Origin of the sequence: Streptomyces sp. NPDC088116, assembly GCF_044741745.1 — a bacterium.
In the GTDB taxonomy this organism is placed as follows: domain Bacteria; phylum Actinomycetota; class Actinomycetes; order Streptomycetales; family Streptomycetaceae; genus Streptomyces.
The window spans coordinates 339,758-360,184 of the sequence record NZ_JBIUTF010000005.1 but is presented as its reverse complement, the minus strand read 5'-3'; the positions used below and the strand labels follow the sequence as shown (position 1 = coordinate 360,184).

15 protein-coding genes are annotated in these 20,427 nt (G+C 67.0%); 9 read left to right on the top strand and 6 right to left on the bottom strand.

Going from position 1 to position 20,427, the window contains the following annotated elements; all coding sequences use genetic code 11:
• Window positions 1–8: 8 nt before the first annotated feature.
• From rpsR to rpsF, 3 genes are all read right to left on the bottom strand, one after another.
• Window positions 9–245 carry a 30S ribosomal protein S18 gene (gene rpsR / locus ACIOJD_RS22150; protein ID WP_003967857.1) on the bottom strand — a complete coding sequence of 79 codons (237 nt, stop codon included), beginning with the start codon at window positions 243–245 and terminating at the stop codon, window positions 9–11.
• 45 nt (window positions 246–290) lie between these two features.
• Window positions 291–893, bottom strand: a complete 603-nt coding sequence (locus ACIOJD_RS22145; RefSeq protein WP_401916262.1) for a single-stranded DNA-binding protein — start codon at window positions 891–893, stop codon at window positions 291–293.
• Between the two features lie 75 nt (window positions 894–968).
• The gene (gene rpsF, locus ACIOJD_RS22140) at window positions 969–1,259 is read right to left on the bottom strand and encodes a 30S ribosomal protein S6 (protein WP_006604399.1); all 291 of its coding nucleotides are present in this window, start codon (window positions 1,257–1,259) and stop codon (window positions 969–971) included.
• 266 nt (window positions 1,260–1,525) lie between these two features.
• On the opposite strand from rpsF, the gene ACIOJD_RS22135 reads away from it, so the two are divergent.
• The 3 genes from ACIOJD_RS22135 (at window position 1,526) to ACIOJD_RS22125 (ending at window position 4,264) form a co-directional block, all read left to right on the top strand.
• Window positions 1,526–1,840, top strand: coding sequence for a hypothetical protein (locus ACIOJD_RS22135; protein ID WP_401916259.1), 315 nt, complete (start codon window positions 1,526–1,528; stop codon window positions 1,838–1,840).
• 111 nt (window positions 1,841–1,951) lie between these two features.
• Window positions 1,952–3,070, top strand: coding sequence for a lipid II:glycine glycyltransferase FemX (locus ACIOJD_RS22130; protein WP_401916257.1), 1,119 nt, complete (start codon window positions 1,952–1,954; stop codon window positions 3,068–3,070).
• A 162-nt stretch (window positions 3,071–3,232) separates the two neighbouring features.
• On the top strand, window positions 3,233–4,264 hold the full coding sequence (locus ACIOJD_RS22125; RefSeq protein WP_401916254.1) for an alanine racemase: 1,032 nt from the start codon (window positions 3,233–3,235) through the stop codon (window positions 4,262–4,264).
• Between the two features lie 122 nt (window positions 4,265–4,386).
• On the opposite strand, the gene ACIOJD_RS22120 is transcribed toward ACIOJD_RS22125, so the two are convergent.
• Together ACIOJD_RS22120 and ACIOJD_RS22115 are read right to left on the bottom strand one after the other, a co-directional pair.
• On the bottom strand, window positions 4,387–5,877 hold the full coding sequence (locus ACIOJD_RS22120) for a glycosyltransferase family 87 protein (protein ID WP_401916251.1): 1,491 nt from the start codon (window positions 5,875–5,877) through the stop codon (window positions 4,387–4,389).
• A 137-nt stretch (window positions 5,878–6,014) separates the two neighbouring features.
• Entirely contained in the window at window positions 6,015–8,669 is a 2,655-nt protein-coding gene (locus ACIOJD_RS22115; RefSeq protein WP_401916248.1) for a transglycosylase domain-containing protein, read from the bottom strand.
• Window positions 8,670–9,039: 370 nt separating this feature from the next.
• Here ACIOJD_RS22115 and ACIOJD_RS22110 point away from each other — a divergent pair, with 370 nt between their 5' ends.
• The 3 genes from ACIOJD_RS22110 to ACIOJD_RS22100 all read left to right on the top strand — a co-directional run bounded on the left by ACIOJD_RS22110 (window position 9,040) and on the right by ACIOJD_RS22100 (window position 12,278).
• A complete protein-coding gene (locus ACIOJD_RS22110; RefSeq protein WP_401916245.1) occupies window positions 9,040–9,756 on the top strand; it encodes a helix-turn-helix transcriptional regulator in 717 nt (238 codons plus the stop codon).
• A gap of 59 nt (window positions 9,757–9,815) precedes the next feature.
• The gene (locus ACIOJD_RS22105) at window positions 9,816–10,898 is read left to right on the top strand and encodes an inositol-3-phosphate synthase (protein ID WP_401916242.1); all 1,083 of its coding nucleotides are present in this window, start codon (window positions 9,816–9,818) and stop codon (window positions 10,896–10,898) included.
• Between the two features lie 117 nt (window positions 10,899–11,015).
• On the top strand, window positions 11,016–12,278 hold the full coding sequence (locus ACIOJD_RS22100; RefSeq protein WP_401916240.1) for an MFS transporter: 1,263 nt from the start codon (window positions 11,016–11,018) through the stop codon (window positions 12,276–12,278).
• A gap of 65 nt (window positions 12,279–12,343) precedes the next feature.
• On the opposite strand, the gene ACIOJD_RS22095 is transcribed toward ACIOJD_RS22100, so the two are convergent.
• Window positions 12,344–13,810, bottom strand: coding sequence for a CCA tRNA nucleotidyltransferase (locus ACIOJD_RS22095; protein WP_401916237.1), 1,467 nt, complete (start codon window positions 13,808–13,810; stop codon window positions 12,344–12,346).
• A 209-nt stretch (window positions 13,811–14,019) separates the two neighbouring features.
• Here ACIOJD_RS22095 and ACIOJD_RS22090 point away from each other — a divergent pair, with 209 nt between their 5' ends.
• From ACIOJD_RS22090 to ACIOJD_RS22080, 3 genes are all read left to right on the top strand, one after another.
• On the top strand, window positions 14,020–16,410 hold the full coding sequence (locus tag ACIOJD_RS22090; protein ID WP_401916234.1) for a DUF6049 family protein: 2,391 nt from the start codon (window positions 14,020–14,022) through the stop codon (window positions 16,408–16,410).
• A gap of 45 nt (window positions 16,411–16,455) precedes the next feature.
• Entirely contained in the window at window positions 16,456–18,591 is a 2,136-nt protein-coding gene (gene murJ, locus ACIOJD_RS22085) for a murein biosynthesis integral membrane protein MurJ (RefSeq protein WP_401916231.1), read from the top strand.
• 120 nt (window positions 18,592–18,711) lie between these two features.
• Complete coding sequence (locus ACIOJD_RS22080) at window positions 18,712–20,424, top strand: protein kinase family protein (RefSeq protein ID WP_401916228.1); 1,713 nt, start codon at window positions 18,712–18,714, stop codon at window positions 20,422–20,424.
• The last annotated feature ends 3 nt before the right edge of the window (window positions 20,425–20,427 follow it).

The window sequence follows — 20,427 nt, the reverse complement described above, 5'->3', positions numbered from 1 at the left end:
CCTCCCCTTTATCGCGCGGTGGACGTGTAGGGCAGCAGCGCCATCTCACGGCTGTTCTTGACGGCCGTGGCGACGTCACGCTGGTGCTGCGTGCAGTTGCCGGTAACGCGGCGGGCACGGATCTTGCCACGGTCGGAAATGAACTTCCGCAGCATGTTCGTGTCCTTGTAGTCCACGTACTGGGTCTTGTCCTTGCAGAACGCGCAGACCTTCTTCTTAGGCTTGCGCACAGGCGGCTTCGCCATGGTGTTTCTCCTGTGTGATCAAGAAGTGGGGTACGAGCCCGCCCTTTAGAAGGGAGGCTCGTCCGAGTAACCGCCGCCGGAGCTCCCGCCCCAGCCGCCGCCATTGCCCCCGCCGCCCTGCGGCTGCTGGCCGCCGCCGGCCGGCGCGCTGGTGGCCCACGGGTCGTCGGCGGGAGCACCGCCGCCACCCTGCTGGCCACCACCGGGACCGCCGCCGCCGGGACCGCCGCCCCAGTTGCCGCCGCCCTGCTGGCCGCCGCCGTAACCACCCTGGCCACCGCGGCCGGTGGTCTTGGTGACCTTGGCCGTGGCGTTCTTGAGACTGGGGCCGACTTCCTCGACATCCAGCTCGTAGACCGTGCGCTTGACGCCCTCGCGGTCCTCGTAGGACCGCTGCTTCAGCCGGCCCTGCACGACGACGCGCATGCCTCGCTGAAGCGACTCGGCGACGTTCTCCGCCGCCTGGCGCCAGACCGAGCAGGTCAGGAACAGGCTCTCGCCGTCCTTCCACTCATTGGTCTGACGGTCGAAGGTGCGGGGAGTGGACGCGACGCGGAACTTCGCGACCGCCGCACCGGACGGGGTGAAGCGCAGCTCGGGGTCGTCGACGAGATTGCCGACGACCGTGATGACGGTCTCGCCTGCCATGGGTGAACCTCTCGGCGGGATTTTGCTTCTGGCTGCTTGCTGCTACTCGGACCCGATGACCTCTGAGCTAGAAGCTCAGTGGGTCTCGGGACGGAGGACCTTGGTCCGGAGGACCGACTCGTTCAGGTTCATCTGTCGGTCGAGCTCCTTGACGACCGCAGGCTCGGCCTGGAGGTCGATGACCGAGTAGATGCCCTCGGGCTTCTTCTTGATCTCGTAAGAGAGACGACGACGGCCCCAGGTGTCGACCTTCTCGACCTTTCCGTTGCCCTCGCGGACGACGGAGAGGAAGTTCTCGATCAGCGGGGAGACTGCGCGCTCCTCGAGATCGGGGTCGAGGATGACCATCACCTCGTAGTGACGCATGTGGAACCCACCTCCTTTGGACTCAGCGGCCACGGTCGTTCCGTGGCAGGAGGGTCGTGATGCGTACGCAACGGTATCGGCCGCCACTGACCATCCAGCTCTACGAGCGAGGGATCACGTGCCAGGGCAGACACCGGTGCAGACGGTACAGACTACCCGCACTGCGGCTTCGGGTTGAAATCCGGCCGCCCTCGGCCGCAATCTGTACACATCGGGTGTGTGCGGCGCTACAGTGCGCCGCCTCCGGCAAAGCCAGGAGGTGCCACATGGCACAGGCAATGCGACCGAACTCCGCCACCTCTCTCTTCGCCACGGACGGCAAAGCTCATCCGCTCCAGGACACGCTGGTCGTGGTGACGCTGGTACTGGGCCTTCTCGCCTTCATCTCCGCGTTCTTCAACAACCTGCACCTGCTCAGCTCGTGGGCCGGACTGGTGGGAATCCTGACGGGCGCGTACGGGCAGTTCATCTCCGTGACGACCCGCGAACGGTTCCTGATCATCCTCGGACTGGGGGCCTCCGCGGTCGGTTTCTTCCTCGGAATGGCACATGGCGGTCTGTTCGGCGGGCTCATCGGCTGACCGGACACTCTTCGAACGGCCAAACGGGGCGCCCCATCGGCGCAGTAGGCTTCGGCGCGAGAGCCGGAGCCCCTGTATCCATGGGGACACACCTGCCGAGGAGCGCCCCGCATGAGCCTGACCCTGAGGACCATCAGCCGTGAGCAGCATCTGGCGTACATCCAGAGCCTGCCCGCGGCGAGTCATTGCCAGGTCCCGGCATGGGCTGACGTCAAGACCGAGTGGCGCTCCGAGAACCTGGGGTGGTTCGACAAGAACGACCAGCTCGTCGGTGCCGGACTGGTGCTCTACCGTCAGCTCCCCAAGATCAAGCGCTATCTGGCGTATCTGCCCGAGGGCCCGGTGATCAACTGGTACGCCCCCAATCTGGACGAGTGGATGACGCCGATGCTGGCGCATCTCAAGCACCAGGGCGCGTTCTCCGTGAAGATGGGGCCGCCGGTCGTCATCCGTCGCTGGAACGCGGGCGCGATCAAGTCCGGCATCCAGGACCCCGACGTCAAGCGCCTGCGTGACGTCGAGGCCACGGAGATCGAACCGCGCGCCTTCGAGGTGTCGGACCGGCTGCGCAAGATGGGCTGGCAGCAGGGCGAGGACGGCGGCGCCGGCTTCGGTGACGTACAGCCCCGCTATGTCTTCCAGGTGCCGCTTGCCAACCGCTCTCTGGACGATGTCCTCAAGGGCTTCAACCAGCTGTGGCGGCGCAATATCAAGAAGGCTGAGAAGGCCGGCGTCGATGTCGTCCAGGGCAGTTACGAGGACCTCGCCGAGTGGCAGCGGCTGTACGAGATCACGGCCGAGCGCGATCGCTTCCGGCCGCGCCCGCTCTCGTACTTCCAGCGCATGTGGAGCGTCCTGAACACCGAGGACCCCAACCGCATGCGTCTTTATTTCGCCCGGCACGAGGGCGAGAACGTCGCGGCGGCGACGATGCTGATCGTCGGTGGCCATGTCTGGTACTCCTACGGAGCATCCGCCAACCACAAGCGCGAGGTCCGGCCCTCCAACGCGATGCAGTGGCGGATGCTGCGCGACGCGTACGCGATGGGCGCCACCGTCTACGACCTGCGCGGCATCTCCGACTCTCTCGACGAGACCGATCACCTCTTCGGCCTGATCCAGTTCAAGGTCGGCACAGGTGGCGAGGCCGTCGAGTACATCGGCGAGTGGGACTTCCCGCTCAACAAACTGCTCCACAAGGCGCTCGACATCTACATGTCGCGGCGCTGACCACGATGACGGGCCACGGATCCTGCCCCGGACATGTCCGGGGACGCGTGCGGAAGCATGGCCGGGGACACCTCCGGCAGATGTCTTCATAAGGACGCCAAGATCCTCAAGACCACTCATATCCTTCACACACCGCAGCCACCAGAAAGGTTCCGGACCGGCATGGCGCTCTCCCTCTACGTCGACACCGCGCGCTGGCGGGCGCACCAGAAGTCGGTCATCGAGCAGTTCCCGGGACTTGTCCCGGTCTGCAAGGGCAATGGCTACGGCTTCAGTCACGAGCGTCTCGCCGACGAGACCACCCGCTTCGGGTCCGACATGCTCGCCGTCGGCACGATCTACGAAGCCGCCCGCATCAAGGACTGGTTCAGCGGCGACCTGTTGGTCCTCACGCCCTTCCGGCGAGGTGAGGAGCCAGTTCCGCTGCCCGACCGCGTCGTCCGCTCCGTCTCGTCCGTGGACGGCGTGTTCGCCCTGGTGGGCGCCCGGGTCGTCATCGAGTGCATGAGTTCCATGAAGCGCCATGGCGTCAAGGAGGAGGAGCTCGGCCAGCTGCACTCGGCCATAGAGGACGTACGCCTGGAAGGCTTCGCCCTGCATCTCCCGCTGGACCGTACGGACGGTTCCGACGCGGTCGAGGAAGTGATCGGCTGGATGGACCGGCTGCGTGCGGCGCGGCTCCCCCTGCACACCATGTTCGTCAGCCATCTGCGCGCCGAGGAACTGGCCAGGCTTCAGCAGCAGTTCCCGCAGACCCGCTTCCGCGCCCGCATCGGTACGCGGCTGTGGCTCGGCGACCACGACGCGACCGAGTACCGCGGCTCCGTCCTGGACGTCACCAGGGTCGCCAAGGGCGACCGGTTCGGCTACCGCCAGCAGAAGGTCGCCTCCGACGGCTGGCTGGTGGTCGTCGCCGGAGGCACGTCGCACGGTGTCGGCCTGGAGGCCCCCAAGGCCCTGCACGGTCTGACGCCCCGCGCCAAGGGCGTCGCCCGCGCCGGTCTGGCCACGGTCAACCGCAATCTCTCACCGTTCGTCTGGGCCGGCAAGCAGCGCTGGTTCGCCGAACCGCCGCACATGCAGGTGTCGATCCTCTTCGTGCCCGCGGACGCCGAGGAGCCCAGGGTCGGCGACGAACTGGTGGCGCATCTGCGGCACACGACAACGCAGTTCGACCGCATCGTCGACCGCTGACGTACGGCGTCGGTCCCTCACGGCCTCCGGACGGGGAGGCCCCGTACGCATGCTCCTGAGCCCACAGCGCGCTCAGGAGCACAACAGGGCCCCCGGGGTCGGTCCGGGGCCCCGCGAGCCGCTCAGGGCGCCTCGGACGGCCTCGTTCCCCACTCGACCCGTGGTCCCTCCGCCTCCTGGGCCTCGTGCGGGGAAGGGCCGGCCGTCTGTCCGAGGACGAACACGTCCTCCGCCCCGTCCAGCACGCCGCCCGACGGATCGTCCGAGCCGTCCGTCCGTACGCCGTCCCGCTCGGGCATCAGGATGTCCCGTACGACCAGCGCGCACAGATACAGCGTCGCCAGGAGATGCAGGGCGATGGCGAGCTGATAGCCCTCCGCCGGCAGTCCCTTGTGGTCGTCGCCGCTCGTCGTGTACGCGAGGTACATCCAGATGCCCACGTAGTACATGACCTCGCAGGCCTGCCAGATCAGGAAGTCACGCCAGCGCGGCCTGGCGAGTGCGGCCAGCGGAACCAGCCACAGTACGTACTGCGGCGAATAGACCTTGTTGGTGAGGATGAAGGCGGCGACGACCAGGAAGGCGAGCTGTGCGAAGCGCGGCCGGCGCGGGGCCGTCAGGGCGAGCGCCCCGATCCCGGCGCAGGCCAGCAGCATCAGCAGCATCGCTACGTTGTTGACGGTGCCGACCTCGATGGACTCGCCCGTGCGCTGCGTGATGATCAGCCAGAAGGAGCCGAAGTCGATCTGGCGCTCCTGGCTGAAGGTGTAGAACTTCTTCCACCCCTCGGGCGCGAGCACCATCACCGGGAGATTCACCAGCAACCAGGCACCGGCCGCGCCCAGCACGGCGGTCCCGTACTCCCGGAGCTTCCCGGCCCGCCAGCACAGCAGCAGCAGCGGCCCGAGCAGCAGCACGGGATAGAGCTTCGCGGCGGTCGCGAGCCCGATGAGGATGCCGAAAGCCAGCGACCGGCCGCGTGACCACATCAGCATCGCGGCGGCCGTGAGCGCCACGGCGAGCAGATCCCAGTTGATGGTGGCGGTGAGCGCGAAGGCGGGCGCGAGAGCGACCAGCAGGGCGTCCCAGGGGCGGCGCCGGTGGGTACGGGTGACACAGACCGCAACGACCGCGGCGCAGATCATCAGCATCCCCGCGTTGACCATCCAGTACATCTGCTCGCGGTACTGCGTGGAGCCACCCGGCGTGAGCCAGGAGGCGACCTCCATGAAGACGCCCGTGAGCACGGGATATTCCAGGTACTCCATGTCGCCGTCGAGCCGGTCGAAGTACGGCACCAGGTCGTCGGCGAAGCCGCGCCCCAGGAAGAGGTGCGGGATGTCCGAGTAGCAGGCGTGGGTGTACTGGGAGCTGGCGCCCTGGAACCACGCCCAGTCGTAGCACGGCATCTTCTGCACCATGCCCAGCGCGAACATCCCGATCGCCACCAGTGCCACCACCCGCACGGGCGTGAGCCGACTGCTGCCGGACCAGGCCCAGCGCCCGGCCGGGCCGCCGATCAGTTCGCTGCCGGCCGCGGCGATCTCGTCCCGCCGCGTGGGCGGTACCACCGACCGGTCCTGGTCCACGGTTGTCTCTTCTGCGCTCGGCATGCCGACCATCCTGCCGTACGTCGCCAGGAACGCGACGAGGGCCGCCGCACCGTGCGTACAGCGAGTGTGTACGCACGGTGCGACGGCCCTCGTGACCGGCGTGTCAGGCCTGGGAACCGCAGGCCCCAGGCCGGGCGCTAGCCGAAGATTCCACCGCCGTCGTCGGTCTCGTCGTCCGACGGCGTCTCGGTCGGCCTGCCACCACCACCGGGACCACCGTTGTCATTGCCCCCGTCGGTGCCGGGATCTTCACAACCGAACGGGTTGTTGCAGGTCTCGGACGGGCTCGTCGAGGGCGACGGCGAATCCGTCACCGACTCCGACTCGCTCGGCGTCGCGGACGGCGACTCCGTCTCCGACTCGGTCGGCGACGGGGGCGGCGACGAGGACGGGGTCGCACCGCCGCCGAGAACGGCCTCACCGATGGGCTCGGGCTTGGGGAACTTCTCCGGGCTCGTGCCCTTGAGCGCCTGCTCCATGTAGTCGTGCCAGATGTCGGAGGGGAACGAGGCGCCGTGGATCTTGTCCTGGCCGCCGGTGCCGAACATCTCCAGGAACTTGCGATTCTTGCTCTTCGCGTTGTCGTCCATCCGGTACATGTCGATGGCGGTCGACAGCTGCGGGGTGTAGCCCACGAACCAGGCGGACTTGTTGCCGTCGGTGGTTCCGGTCTTGCCCGCCACCTCGCGCCCTTCCAGCCGCGCGTTCTTGCCGGTTCCCTTCTCCACCACGGTCTTCAGCACATCCGTGACGTTGTCCGCGACCTTCGCGGGGAACGCCGTGCTCGCCTTGCCCTCGTGCTCGTAGAGGGTCTCGCCGTTCTTGACCACCTTGGAGACGGAGTAGGGATCGCGCTGCTCACCACTGGCCGCGAACGTGGCGTAGGCACCCGCCATCCGGATGGCGCTGGGGTCGGAGATACCGATCGAGAAGGACGGGACGTCGGCGCCGACGAGGGAGGACTCCAGCAGCCCGGCCTTCATGGCCGCGTTCCTCACCTCGGGGATGCCGACATCCATGCCCAGCTGGACGAAGGGGGAGTTGGCGGATTCCTGCATGGCGTAGCGCAGATCGATCTGACCGTACGACTTACCGCCGTCGTTGGTCTGGAGCCACTCCTTGCCTTCCTCGTTCTGCCAGACCGAACCGTCGTAGTTCTTGATCTTCAGCTTGTCGTTACCGTTGTACTCGGACTTGTCCGGCGACACCGGCGTTCTCTCGGCTGCGCTCTGTACCCGTTGGAGCTTGGGGTCGCGCACACCGCTCTCCATCGCCGCGGCCAGCACGAACGGCTTGAAGGTCGATCCGACCTGGGCACCCGTCTGGTCCGCGTTGTTGGTGAAGTGCTTGGTGGCGTCGGAACCGCCGTAGATCGCGACGATCTTTCCGGAGGAGGGATCGACGGAGGCACCACCGAACTGGACGTGCTTGTCGGTCTCCGGGCGCTTCTCCGGATCGATATTGGCCTTGTAGACCTTGTCGACCGCCTTGGTGAGGCTCTGGACCTTCTTCTTGTTGAAGGTCGTGTGGATCTCGTAGCCGCCCTTGGAGAGGTTTTCCTCCTTGACGCCTTCCTTGTTGTTGTTGAGGAAGTACACCTTGGCGAGGTCGACCAGATAACCGGTCTGTCCGCTCAGCTCGTCGCTCTTCCCCGGCGGCACGGGCATCGGGAACTCGGTGTACTTGGCACGCTCGGCGGCGTCGAGATGCTTGTCCTTCACCATCTCGTCGAGAATCCAGCTCCAGCGCGCCGTGGCCGCCTTGAGGTTCACAGCGGGTGTGCGCGACGGGATGTAGTCCGTGCCGCCGTACGGGTCGTAGTAGGTCGCGCCCTTGAGCACCGCGGCCAGAAAGGCGCACTCGCTCGCGTCCAGATCCTTCGCGTCCTTGTTGTAGTACGCACGGGCGGCCGCCTGGATGCCGTACACGCCGCGTCCGTAGTACGAGGTGTTCAGGTAGCCCGCCATGATGTCGGGCTTGTCCACGTCGGTGCCGACCTTCATGGAGATGAACAGCTCTTTGAACTTGCGGTCCAGGGTCTGGCTCTGGTCGCCCAGGCGGGCGTTCTTCACATACTGCTGGGTGATGGTGGAGCCACCCTGGGTGTCGCCGCCCTTGGCCATGTTGAAGAGGGCTCGGGCGATACCCATCGGGTCGATGCCGGAGTCGTCCCTGAAGGTCTTGTTCTCCGCCGAGATCACCGCGTTCTGCATCGCCGCGGGGATCTTCTCGATCGGGAGGATCTGCCGGTTGGCACCACCACCGGTGGAGACCATGGGCGTGTTGTCGTCCCAGTAGTAGACGTTGTTCTCGGCCTTCGAAGCCAGGGTGTTGTCAGGCACTTCCACCAAGGCGTACGCGATGGTGCTGGCGGCGAGAATCGAGCCGACGAAAGCGACACAGAGACCAGTGGTCTGCTTCCAGGACGGCACCCAGCGCCGCCAGCCGTCCTTGTTGTGGCGCGGGTAGTCGATCAACCGCTTCTTGGACGGCCGCCCGCCGCGGCCAGGACCCTCATGACCCCCGCCACCGCCGCGCCGGCCGCCGCCGGATCCGCCACGGCCGGCGCCCCCGCCGTCGGCGCCACGCCTGCGACCGCCCTTCTGAGCGGCTCGTCTGGCTTCGGCACGACTGCTGTAAGGGCGCTCGTCCTCGTGCGACTCGGAGGGCGACGACGTATTTGTCTCATGGGAAGGGGCTGCACGGCGGCCTGACGGCTGCTGGGCTGCACGCCTGGTCGCGGCACGCCCGCCACCCTGCGGCTGTGGCGGTTTGCGACGGTGCTCGCTCATCGAACGACTACTCCTCGGGCAGGCGCGTACGCCTGGAAGCGGCAGTTGAGTTCCGGTCCCCCCGAACTGAATACGGATGCGCCCCCCTTGGGGCTCATCCGGCATGCAGCCGGTAAGCCGACAGTCTTGACGCTCAAGAGCGTCGCTGGGTTCCCGGTGGTCTGCATGCCGCACAGACTACGCACGGCCAAAACCTACCTAGAGCTGAAGTTCACCCCAAATCAGGCAAGTTGCTTCCTGAGAATTAGCGATGTGATGCCGCTCACCAAGGCCCCCCTTGTCGCATCAGCATCTCCGTTCTATCGTGCTGATGTATCGAGTCGATACATCAGCACGACATAAGAGTCCCTCACAACGGAGGAGGCGATGGATGAGCAGACGCTCGGGCATCCTTGAGTTCGCCGTTCTCGGCCTGCTCCGTGAGTCCCCTATGCACGGCTATGAGCTGCGGAAACGGCTCAATACTTCGCTGGGGATCTTCCGGGCGTTCAGTTACGGAACGCTCTACCCCTGCCTCAAGACGCTGGTCGCCAATGGCTGGTTGATCGAGGAGCCGGGCAGCGCCCTGGAAGACGCGCTCGCCGCTTCGCTCGCGGGCCGCCGAGCCAAGATCGTCTACCGGCTGACGGCGGAAGGTAAGGAGCACTTCGAGGAGCTCCTGTCGCACACCGGTCCGGATGCCTGGGAGGACGAGCACTTCGCTGCTCGGTTCGCCTTCTTCGGTCAGACGGAGCGCGAGGTACGGATGCGTGTGCTGGAGGGCCGTCGCAGCCGGCTCGAGGAGCGTCTGGAGAAGATGCGCGCCTCCCTGGCCCGTACACGCGAGCGCCTCGACGACTACACGCTCGAGCTCCAGCGCCATGGAATGGAGTCCGTGGAGCGCGAGGTGCGCTGGCTGAACGAGCTCATCGAGAGTGAGCGGGCGGGGCGGGATCAGAGACGGTCCGCGCCCGAGGAGCCCGCCGCACAGGGAGACACAACAGGAGAAGCGGACGGCCTGCCCCGGCACCGGGATGTCGCGTCTCCCGGGGGTACGCCCCCGGGACATCCCGGACCGTCGGATCCGTCCGCCGACACCGCCAAGTGAGGTCCTGCACCTCCGCAGGGTTTCATCACGAACACTGAGAGACACAGGGAGCAAGCGGAATGGGTTCGGTTCGCGTAGCCATCGTCGGCGTGGGCAACTGCGCCGCCTCACTGGTGCAGGGCGTCGAGTACTACAAGGACGCCGACCCGGCGAGCAAGGTCCCGGGTCTGATGCACGTTCAGTTCGGCGATTACCACGTGCGGGACATCGAGTTCGTGGCCGCCTTCGACGTCGACGCGAAGAAGGTCGGTCTCGACCTCGCGGACGCCATCGGAGCCAGTGAGAACAACACCATCAAGATCTGTGACGTGCCGTCCACCGGCGTCAGAGTCCAGCGCGGACACACCCTCGACGGCCTGGGCAAGTACTACCGCCAGACGATCGAGGAGTCCCCCGAGGCGCCGGCGGACATCGTCCAGACCCTCAAGGACAAGCAGGTCGACGTCCTCGTCTGCTATCTGCCCGTGGGATCCGACGACGCCGCGAAGCACTACGCGCAGTGCGCCATCGACGCCAAGGTCGCCTTCGTCAATGCCCTCCCGGTCTTCATCGCCGGTACGAAGGAGTGGGCGGACAAGTTCACCGAGGCCGGTGTCCCGATCGTCGGCGACGACATCAAGTCCCAGGTGGGCGCCACCATCACCCACCGCGTCATGGCGAAGCTCTTCGAGGACCGGGGCGTCGTCCTGGACCGCACGATGCAGCTGAACGTCGGCGGCAACATGGACTTCAAGAACATGCTCGAGCGCGAGCGCCTGGAGTCCAAGAAGATCTCGAAGACGCAGGCCGTCACCTCCCAGATCCCCGACCGCGATCTGGGCGCCGACAACGTCCACATCGGTCCGTCGGACTATGTCGCGTGGCTCGACGACCGCAAGTGGGCGTACGTCCGTCTCGAGGGCCGCGCCTTCGGAGACGTCCCGCTCAACCTGGAGTACAAGCTCGAGGTCTGGGACTCCCCGAACTCCGCGGGTGTCATCATCGACGCCGTGCGCGCCGCGAAGATCGCCAAGGACCGTGGCATCGGCGGCCCGATCCTCTCCGCGTCCTCGTACTTCATGAAGTCGCCGCCGGTCCAGTACTTCGACAACGAGGCCCGCGACAACGTCGAGAAGTTCATCGCAGGCGAGGTCGAGCGCTAAAGCGTGTCGCGGCGGTACTGGAACGCCGCTTTCGCACGCGTACGAGAAGGGTCCCCTGGCTGATGTCCGAGGACCCTTCTCGCGTGCTTCACCGGTACATATGTGACGCTGGCTCACATGCCTGTCGTACGTGATCTGCGCGTACTCCTGCGCCTCAGCAACTTCCGTCGGCTGCTCGCGGTCCGCCTGCTCTCCCAGGCGGCCGACGGCGTCTTCCAGGTCGCGCTCGCCACGTACGTGGTCTTCTCGCCCGAGAAACAGACCTCGCCCGCCGCGATCGCCTCCGCCATGGCGGTACTGCTGCTGCCCTATTCACTGATCGGCCCGTTCGCCGGTGTGCTGCTGGACCGTTGGCAGCGCCGCCAGGTGTTCCTGTACGGGAACCTGCTGCGGGCCCTGCTGGCGAGTTGTACGGCGCTGCTGATTCTGGCTTCCGTACCCGACTGGCTTTTCTACGTTTCAGCGTTGTCCGTGACCGCCGTCAACCGGTTCGTCCTCGCCGGCCTCTCGGCCGCCCTGCCGCGCGTGGTCGACGACGAGCGTCTCGTCCTCGCCAACTCGCTCTCACCGACCGCCGGAACACTCGCCGCGACCGCGGGTGGTGGACTCGCCTTTGCCGTCCGGCTGACGGCAGCCGACTCCGACGCGGTCGTGATGCTGCTGGGCGCCACCCTCTATCTCTGTGCGGCATTCACCGCACTCCTCCTGGCGCGCGAACTGCTCGGCCCCGAGCGGGCGTCGGGCCAACTACGACTGAGGGCCGCCTTGGCCTCCACCGCGAGCGGGCTCGCGGATGGGATCCGGCACCTCACACAGCGGCGAGCGGCAGCCGGCGCGTTGGCCGCCATGACGGTGATGCGCTTCTGCTACGGAGCGCTGACGGTGATGGTGCTCATGCTGTGCAGATACGCCTGGACGGAACGGGAATCCGACGGACTGGCGCTTCTCGGGCTGGCCGTCGCCATGTCCGGAGCAGGATTCTTCGCCGCCGCCGTCCTCACGCCCTGGGCGGTGGGGCGGCTCGGCCCGTACGGATGGATGGCGCTGTGCGCTGGAGCAGCGGCCGTACTGGAACCAGCCCTGGGGCTTCCCTTCACCCCCGTACCCATACTGATCGCCGCATTCGTTCTGGGGTTGATCACGCAGGGCTCGAAGATCGCCGCGGACACCGTGGTGCAGACAGACGTCGACGACGCGTTCCGCGGCCGGGTCTTCTCTCTTTATGACGTTCTCTTCAACGTCGCCTTCGTCGGAGCCGCCGGAGTAGCCGCCCTGTTGCTGCCGCCGGACGGCCGTTCGGCGCCGCTCGTCGTGATGGTCGCCTTGCTCTACGCGGCCGTATCCGCGTCCCTCACCCGCGGAGGGCGACGTTTCACGTGAAACGTCGCCCTCCGGAACGCCACCGCGCGGGTCGTGTTTCACGTGAAACATGACCCGCGCGCTCCTCAGTTCTGTGTTGCCCACCATTCCTTGAGCGCGGCGATGGCCGCGTCGCGCTCCATCGGCCCGTTCTCCAGTCGTAGCTCCAGCAGGAATGTGTACGCCTTGCCGATCACCGGCCCGGGGCCGACACCGAGGATCTCCATGATCTCGTTGCCGTCCAGATCCGGCCTGATGGCATCCAGCTCCTCCTGCTCCTGGAGCTGAGCGATGCGTGCTTCCAGGCCGTCATACGCGCGGGAGAGCGCGTTCGCCTTGCGCTTGTTGCGTGTGGTGCAGTCCGAACGGGTCAGTTTGTGGAGCCGTTCCAGCAGCGGACCGGCATCACGCACATAGCGCCGTACCGCCGAATCAGTCCACTCACCCGTCCCGTAACCGTGAAAGCGCAGGTGCAGCTCCACCAGCCGCGAGACGTCCTTCACCAACTCGTTGGAGTACTTGAGCGCGATCATCCGCTTCTTGGTCATCTTCGCGCCCACCACCTCGTGGTGGTGGAAGGAGACCCGGCCGTCCTTCTCGAAACGCCGCGTCCGGGGCTTGCCGATGTCGTGCAGCAGCGCGGCCAGCCGCAGCACCAGGTCGGGCCCGTCCTCCTCCAGGTCGATGGCCTGTTCCAGGACAGTCAGGGAGTGCTCGTACACATCCTTGTGCCGGTGGTGCTCATCGCTCTCCAGGTGCAGCGCCGGAAGCTCGGGCAGCACTCGCTCGGCGAGGCCGGTGTCCACGAGCAGCGCCAGTCCCGTGCGCGGCCGAGCGGAGAGGATGAGCTTGTTCAGCTCGTCACGTACTCGCTCGGCAGAGATGATCTCGATGCGCTCGGCCATGGCCGTCATGGCCGCGACCACCTCCGGGGCCACCTCGAAGTCCAGCTGTGCGGCGAATCGAGCAGCCCGGAGCATGCGCAGCGGATCATCGGAGAAGGACTCCTCGGGAGTGCCGGGGGTACGCAGCACCTGGGCCGAGAGGTCCTCCAGTCCGCCGTGGGGATCGATGAACTCCTTCTGCGGCAGGGCTACGGCCATGGCATTCACCGTGAAATCACGGCGTACGAGGTCTTCCTCGATGGAGTTGCCGTAAGACACCTCAGGTTTGCGTGACGTCCGGTCGTACGCCTCCGAGCGGTACGTCGTCACCTCGACCAGGAAGCGCTGATCAGCGTCTCCGACTCGGGCGTCCTTCTGACAGCCGACCGTGCCGAAGGCGATCCCGACTTCCCATACCGAGTCCGCCCAAGGCCGGACGATCTTCAGAACGTCCTCGGGACGGGCATCGGTCGCGAAATCCAGGTCATTGCCGAGACGCCCGAGAAGGGCGTCCCTGACCGAGCCACCGACCAGGGCGAGACTGAATCCGGCTTCCTGGAATCGGCGCGCGAGATCGTCGGCGACGGGGGACACCCGTAGCAGCTCACTGACCGCGCGGCGCTGCACCTGACTGAGGGCACTGGGATTGTCTTCATTGGCGTTCGGCACAACAGAAAAGGTTACGTGCCATGGCTCACGCGGTCGTCCCCGTTTCGGTCCCGGCCGCCGATTCACGGGTTTCCTGTGACGCATGAGATTCTTCTGATCATGTGGAGCAGTCCCCAGCACTTCACCACAGCGCACATCGTTACCATGCGTGGACGCAGCAATCGACAACCACCAACGGCAACCAACGATGACGAGGGACGGGCGAGCGCGTGGCGGAGGCGGCAGACTTCCAGGGGATGGGTCATTCTCCTGCCCGCCGGTGGCTGCGGCGTACAGCCTCCCTGATCGCCGGAGCACCGCTCCTGGCAGGTCTGCTGGCCGGCACAGCGGCCCCTGCGGCCCATGCCGCGCCGGAGGCATCCGGCCCCCGTACGGTCGATGTGTCGCTCGACACACTCAGCCCGAGCGCCCCGGTGAAAGGCGACACCCTCACCGTCTCCGGCTCGGTGACCAACGAGGGCAAGAAGCCGATCACCAGCGCTCAGGTGGATCTGCGAGTGGGTCCGCGACTGTCCGGCAGGACCGCCATCGACGACGCCTCCGAGCGTTCCACCAATGCCTCGGGTGAGGTGGCCCCGCTCGGGGGCAAGTACAAGGTCACTTTCCCGAAGCTCGCCTCCGGCATCTCCCAGGACTTCTCCCTGTCCGTCCCGGTCAGCAAGCTCGGGCTCGGTGAGGACGGCGTGTACCAGCTCGGCGTCTCGCTGACCGGTCAGACCTCCGCCGCTCCGTACCAGCAGGTGCTGGGCATCCAGCGCACGTTCCTTCCCTGGCAGCCCGAGGCGACAGAGAAGAAGACGCAGCTCACCGCGCTCTGGCCGCTGATGTCGTCGGCGCATCTCTCCGCGGAGACCGGCTCGGACGATCAGCAGACCCCTGTTTTCGAGAACGACGGCCTCGCCGAGGAGATGGCTCCCGGTGGCCGGCTGGAACAGATGGTCACGCTCGGCGGCCAGCTTCCCGTCACCTGGGTCATCGACCCGGATCTGATCGCCACCGCGGATGCCATGACCCGGAACTACCGCGTCAGAAGCGGCGACACCACTGTCCCGGGCAGGAACCAGGCCATTGCCACCCAGTGGCTCAACTCCCTGGAAAAGGCGGTCAAGGACCGCAAGGTCGTCGCCCTGCCGTTCGGTGATCCGGACCTGGCATCGCTGGCTCATCGCGGCAAGAACGTCTCCGGGGCGCTCAGTCATCTGCAGCCCGCCACCGATGTGGCCGGGAAGACCGTGGAGACCGTCCTCCATGTGAAGCCGTCCGTCGACTTCGCCTGGCCCGTGGACGGCGCGATCGATCCCTCGATCATCGATGTCGCGACCTCGGCGGGTGCCCACAAGGTCATCACTCGCGGCGACAGTCTCCAGGACAATCTGCCGTACACCCCCAGCGCCGCACGCCCGATCGGCGGCGGGACAACGGCGGTCGTCGCCGACACCAGGCTCTCCACGGCCTTCCGGGGCGATATGACGGAGGCGGGCAGCTCCACTCTCGCGGTCCAGAAGTTCCTCGCCCAGTCGCTGGCGCTGACCTTGCAGGAGCCCGGTAATCAGCGCAGCGTCGTCGTGGCCCCCCAGCGGATGCCGACCGCCACCCAGGCGCAGTCCATGGCAAACGCGCTGCGTGGTCTGGACCCCGAGCGCTGGACGCAGTCGGCCGATCTGGTCGAGGCGGCCGCCGCCAAGCCTGACAGCAACGCCACCACCAAGGTGCCCAGCTCTGCGCGGTACCCGAAGAGCCTGCGTGGTCAGGAACTGCCGACCGGGGCGTTCCTGGAGATCAAGAAGACGCAGGAACGGCTCGACAACTTCAAGGCCATCCTCAGCTCACCGGATCGTGTGGCCGCTCCCTTCAGCAACGCGATCAACCGGGCGATGTCCACCTCCTGGCGGGGCGAGCCGACGCAGGCCCAGCAGTACCGCACCACGGTGGAGACCTATCTGCTGAGCCTCACCAGCGAGGTGCAGCTCATCCCGAAGTCGGTCCTCACCTTGTCCGGACGCAGCGCGACGATTCCGGTGACGGTCCAGAACAAGCTGGTCCAGGGTGTCCAGAATCTGGTGCTCCGGCTCAAGTCCGACAACCCGACCCGCCTCAAGCTCGACGGTAACCGGGCGGTCACCGAGCAGCCGATCAAGATCGACGGCGGGCACAGCCAGTCGGTGAAGTTCACCGGCGCCGGCAACGCCAACGGTCCGGTGCAGGTGACCGCGCAGCTGTACACGGTCGACGGCAAGCCCTACGGCGGCCCCATGACCTTCCAGGTCAAGGTCTCCGAGATCACGCCCACCGTGATGCTCGTCATCGCCGGCGGCGTGCTGCTGCTGGTACTGGCCGGGATCAAGATGTACAGCCAGCGCAAGCGGGCGGTGGCCCGTAAGGAAGCCGCCGATCCTACGGACGACGACGGTGCCGAAGCGGCCGGAGACACCGGCAAGGGCGAGGACGCCGACGGCGAAGAGAACGCGCACGGCACGAAGGACACGGGCGATCAGCAGGCCGCGAGGGCGACAGATCCCGGGCAGCCGAGTGACCTGACACCGGACACCGGACCGGAAAGCGCGGACGCGTCGGGCACGGGTGAGAAAGTGGACCGTTGAGCGATGTCGTGGCCGGTCGGCCGGGGACGATGAGGTGGGGTAACCATGAACGCGCCGTACGACGGTGACCGTGGGCAGGGCGCGGGCGGCGATCCGGCCGGCCAGGTTCCGCCTTCTCCGCCGCCTGCCCAGGATCCGTATGTCCAGGACGCCTACACCCAGGATCCCTACTGGGCACAGGATCTCTCCACGCAGGATCCGGTGACCGAGGCGCTGTACGACCGCGCCTCGCACCCCCCGCCGCCTCCCGGCACTTATCAGGAGACGATGGAGCTGTACCAGCGGCCTTCCGCGCAGCAGCCCGCCCCCGATCCCCGCATCTGGGCGCAGACCCCGCCTCCCGAGCCCGCCGGACCGTCGCGCCGTCTCCCGTACGGGGACGACCCCAGAACCACCCAGTTCACGGGCGTCGACGACCTGGTCTCGCGGGCCGGTGACGAGACTCCGCCGCCGGACGCGTTCGCGCACCTGTACCGCGACCAGCAGGGCTCGGGACAGGTACTGACCGCTCCGGAGCCCGAGGCAGCTCCCTCGCCCCCCGCCAAGAAGCCCGGCAAGGCCGCGGGGCTGCTCAAGTCGAGCGCGGTGATGGCCGCGGGGACGCTGGTCTCCCGGCTCACCGGCTTCGTACGCAGCCTGGTGATCACCGCGGCCCTGGGTGCGGCGCTGCTCGGTGACTCCTTCACCGTCGCCTACACGCTGCCGACGATGATCTACATCCTGACCGTCGGTGGCGGCCTCAACTCCGTGTTCGTACCGCAGCTCGTGCGGGCGATGAAGAACGATGACGACGACGGCGTGGCCTATGCCAACCGGCTGTTGACCCTCGTCATGGTGGCTCTCGGTGTGATCGTTGCTCTCGCCGTGTTCGGGGCGCCGTTGCTGGTGCGTCTGATGTCGGACACGATCGCCGGAGATCCGTCCGCCAACAATGTCGCCGTCACCTTCGCCCGCTACTGCCTGCCCACGATCTTCTTCATGGGCGTGCACGTGGTGATGGGCCAGATCCTCAACGCGCGCGGGAAATTCGGCGCGATGATGTGGACTCCGGTCCTCAACAACATCGTCATGATCACCACGTTCGGTCTCTTCATCTGGGTCTACGGCACCGCCGCCGACTCGAGCATGACCGTCGGGACGATCCCCCCGGACGGCGTACGGCTCCTGGGCATCGGCACGCTGCTCGGCCTGGTGGTCCAGGCTCTCGCGATGATCCCGTACCTCCGGGAGACCGGGTTCCGGTTCCGCCCGCGGTTCGACTGGAAGGGCCACGGCCTCGGCAAGACGGTCAAGCTGGCCAAGTGGACCGTCCTGTTCGTCCTCGCCAACCAGGCCGGTGTGCTGGTCGTCACCCAGCTCGCCACCGCAGCCGGCGAAGCGTCCGGCAGGGACGGCACGGGCATCCTCGCCTACAGCAACGCCCAGCTGATCTGGGGCATGCCGCAGGCCATCATCACCGTCTCGGTCATGGCCGCGCTGCTGCCCCGGATCTCCCGGTCCGCCTCCGACGGCGATCCCGGCGCGGTGCGCGACGACATCTCCCAGGGACTGCGCAATTCCGCGGTCGCGATCGTCCCCATCGCCTTCACGTTCCTGGCGCTCGGTGTCCCGCTCTCCATCCTGATGTTCTCGTCGAGTGGGCTGGAGTCGGCGCGGTCCATGGGCTTCATCCTGATGGCGTTCGCTCTCGGACTGATTCCGTACTCCATCCAGTACGTCGTGCTGCGTGGTTTCTACGCCTACGAGGACACGCGGACGCCCTTCTACAACACGGTCATCGTCGCCGCGGTCAATGCCGCCGCTTCCGCCGTCTGCTACGTGGTCCTGCCGCCGCGCTGGGCCGTGGTCGGCATGGCCGCCTCGTACGGACTGGCCTACGCGGTCGGCGTCGGTGTCGCCTGGCGCAGGCTGAAGAACCGGCTGGGCGGCGATCTGGACGGCGGCCGCGTCCTGCGTACGTACGCCCGGCTCTGCCTGGCGTCCGTCCCTGGGGCCCTCGCGGCCGGCGCGGTCGCCTATGTCGTCCTGGACCGTCTCGGCAGTGGCGCTCTCGGCGCGGTGGCCGCACTGATCGGTGGTGGCATCGTCCTGTTGGGTGTCTTCTTCGTCGCGGCGAAGAAGATGCGGATCGAAGAGATGAACGCCATGGTCGGCATGGTGCGCGGACGCCTCGGACGCTAGGACGACGGGGGCCGAGCACAACCATCGTCGGCTGCCGTGTGTCGTGCATAGCGTCCGACTGTGGGCACAATTGGCTTGGCTGTTGGATAGTGCGCAACGGATGGGGAGGCAGGAGCGACGGTGGCGGAACGTAGCACGGCTGCCGTCGACGTGGCCGACAACAGCGGTGATGAACCGCTGACCGCCAAGGCGGACAAGGCCACGACCGACGGATTGGCGAAAGCCCAGGACACGGCGGAGCGATCCGCGACGGACACGGGCAGTGAGCGGCACAGCACCGAATCGTCCGTCGAGGCGCCGGAGCTGCACAGCGGCCACAAGCTCGCCAGACGTTACCGCCTGGAGGAGTGCGTCACCCGTCTGGACGGTTTCAGCAGTTGGCGTGCGGTCGACGAGAAGCTGCGCCGCGCGGTCGGCGTACATCTGCTTCCCGCCGGCCATCCCCGGGCCCGCTCCGTGCTGGCCGCGGCCCGGTCCGCCGCCCTGCTCGGTGACCCGCGCTTCGTTCAAGTACTGGACGCCGTCGAGGAGAACGACCTTGTCTACGTCGTCCACGAGTGGCTGCCGGACGCTGTCGAACTCACCGCTCTCCTCGCCTCCGGCCCGATGGAGGCCCATGACGCCTATCAGCTGGTCAGCCAGATCTCCCAGGCCATGGCAGCGGCCCACCGTGAAGGCCTTGCCCATCTGCGCCTGACGCCCGGAGCCGTACTGCGGACGTCCAGCGGTCAGTACCGGATTCGCGGCCTCGCCGTGAACGCCGCTCTGCGCGGAATCAGTGCCGAGCGTCCGCAGCGCACGGACACCGAGGCGATCGGCGCGCTTCTCTATGCCGCGCTGACACAGCGCTGGCCCTACGAGACCGACGCCCATGGCCTCTCCGGCCTCCCCAAGGATGTCGGGCTGATCGCCCCCGACCAAGTGCGCGCGGGGATACACCGCGGTCTCTCCGAGCTCGCCATGCGGGCCTTGGTCAACGACGGGGCCACCGCCTCCCGCCAGGAACCGCCTTGCACCACCCCGGACGAGTTGGCAGCCGCGGTCGCGGAGATGCCGCGCATCCGGCCGCCGGAACCCACTTTCACCGCCCCGCCCGAATACCAGCGCACCACCTACCAGCAGGGCACCTACGGGCGCCCGCACTCCGCTCCCGGGCGCGCCGCCACCGCCCCGGTGGCAGTGCCGCCGCCGCCGCTCCAGAGCCGCACCGGCAAGGCGCTGAAGTGGACCGTCGCCGCACTCCTCATCGCAGCCCTGGGACTCGGCAGCTGGCAGATCGCCGACCGGCTCCTCAACCACAACGAGGCGGAAGATCCCGCTCCCACGCAAACGACCCCGGGAAACGACGACAAGGCCGTCAAGCCCGGCAAGCCCATCAACATCTCCAGTGCGACCGAGTTCATGCCCGGCGGGTCGGGGATACAGCAGGAGCAGGTGCCCAACGCCATTGACGGCAAGCCGGGTACTGCCTGGATCACACCGCAGTACCGGGGCTACGCCAACTTCGGGAATCTCCCGAATCGCAAAGAGGGCAGCGGCATAATCGTCGACCTCGGCAGCGTGCAGGAAGTGTCCGGCATCAACGTGGACATGTACCGCGGCGGTCAGAAGGCCCAAGCACTGGCCGCCGGAGAGAGTGCCTCGAACCCGACCGCCCTCTCGGACTTCTCACAGCGCCTCACCAAGCTGGAGACGGTGGGCAGCACTCTCAGCAACACCCTCGACAAGCCCGTGCGGACCCGGTACGTATTGATCCACATCACCGAACTGCCGACGGACGGATCGCCCAGCGATTTCCGAGGCGGAATCTCGGAGATCGAGATCACCAGCTGACCG

Excerpts from the sequence above, each read along its gene's own strand:
- ACIOJD_RS22110 (WP_401916245.1), top strand. The coding sequence starts at position 9,040 with ATGAGCAGACGCTCGGGCATCCTTGAGTTCGCCGTTCTCGGCCTGCTC.
- rpsF (WP_006604399.1), bottom strand. The coding sequence starts at position 1,259 with ATGCGTCACTACGAGGTGATGGTCATCCTCGACCCCGATCTCGAGGAG.
- rpsR (WP_003967857.1), bottom strand. The coding sequence starts at position 245 with ATGGCGAAGCCGCCTGTGCGCAAGCCTAAGAAGAAGGTCTGCGCGTTC.
- ACIOJD_RS22120 (WP_401916251.1), bottom strand. The coding sequence starts at position 5,877 with ATGCCGAGCGCAGAAGAGACAACCGTGGACCAGGACCGGTCGGTGGTA.
- ACIOJD_RS22115 (WP_401916248.1), bottom strand. The coding sequence starts at position 8,669 with ATGAGCGAGCACCGTCGCAAACCGCCACAGCCGCAGGGTGGCGGGCGT.
- ACIOJD_RS22125 (WP_401916254.1), top strand. The coding sequence starts at position 3,233 with ATGGCGCTCTCCCTCTACGTCGACACCGCGCGCTGGCGGGCGCACCAG.
- ACIOJD_RS22145 (WP_401916262.1), bottom strand. The coding sequence starts at position 893 with ATGGCAGGCGAGACCGTCATCACGGTCGTCGGCAATCTCGTCGACGAC.
- murJ (WP_401916231.1), top strand. The coding sequence starts at position 16,456 with ATGAACGCGCCGTACGACGGTGACCGTGGGCAGGGCGCGGGCGGCGAT.
- ACIOJD_RS22135 (WP_401916259.1), top strand. The coding sequence starts at position 1,526 with ATGGCACAGGCAATGCGACCGAACTCCGCCACCTCTCTCTTCGCCACG.
- ACIOJD_RS22100 (WP_401916240.1), top strand. The coding sequence starts at position 11,016 with ATGCCTGTCGTACGTGATCTGCGCGTACTCCTGCGCCTCAGCAACTTC.
- ACIOJD_RS22105 (WP_401916242.1), top strand. The coding sequence starts at position 9,816 with ATGGGTTCGGTTCGCGTAGCCATCGTCGGCGTGGGCAACTGCGCCGCC.
- ACIOJD_RS22130 (WP_401916257.1), top strand. The coding sequence starts at position 1,952 with ATGAGCCTGACCCTGAGGACCATCAGCCGTGAGCAGCATCTGGCGTAC.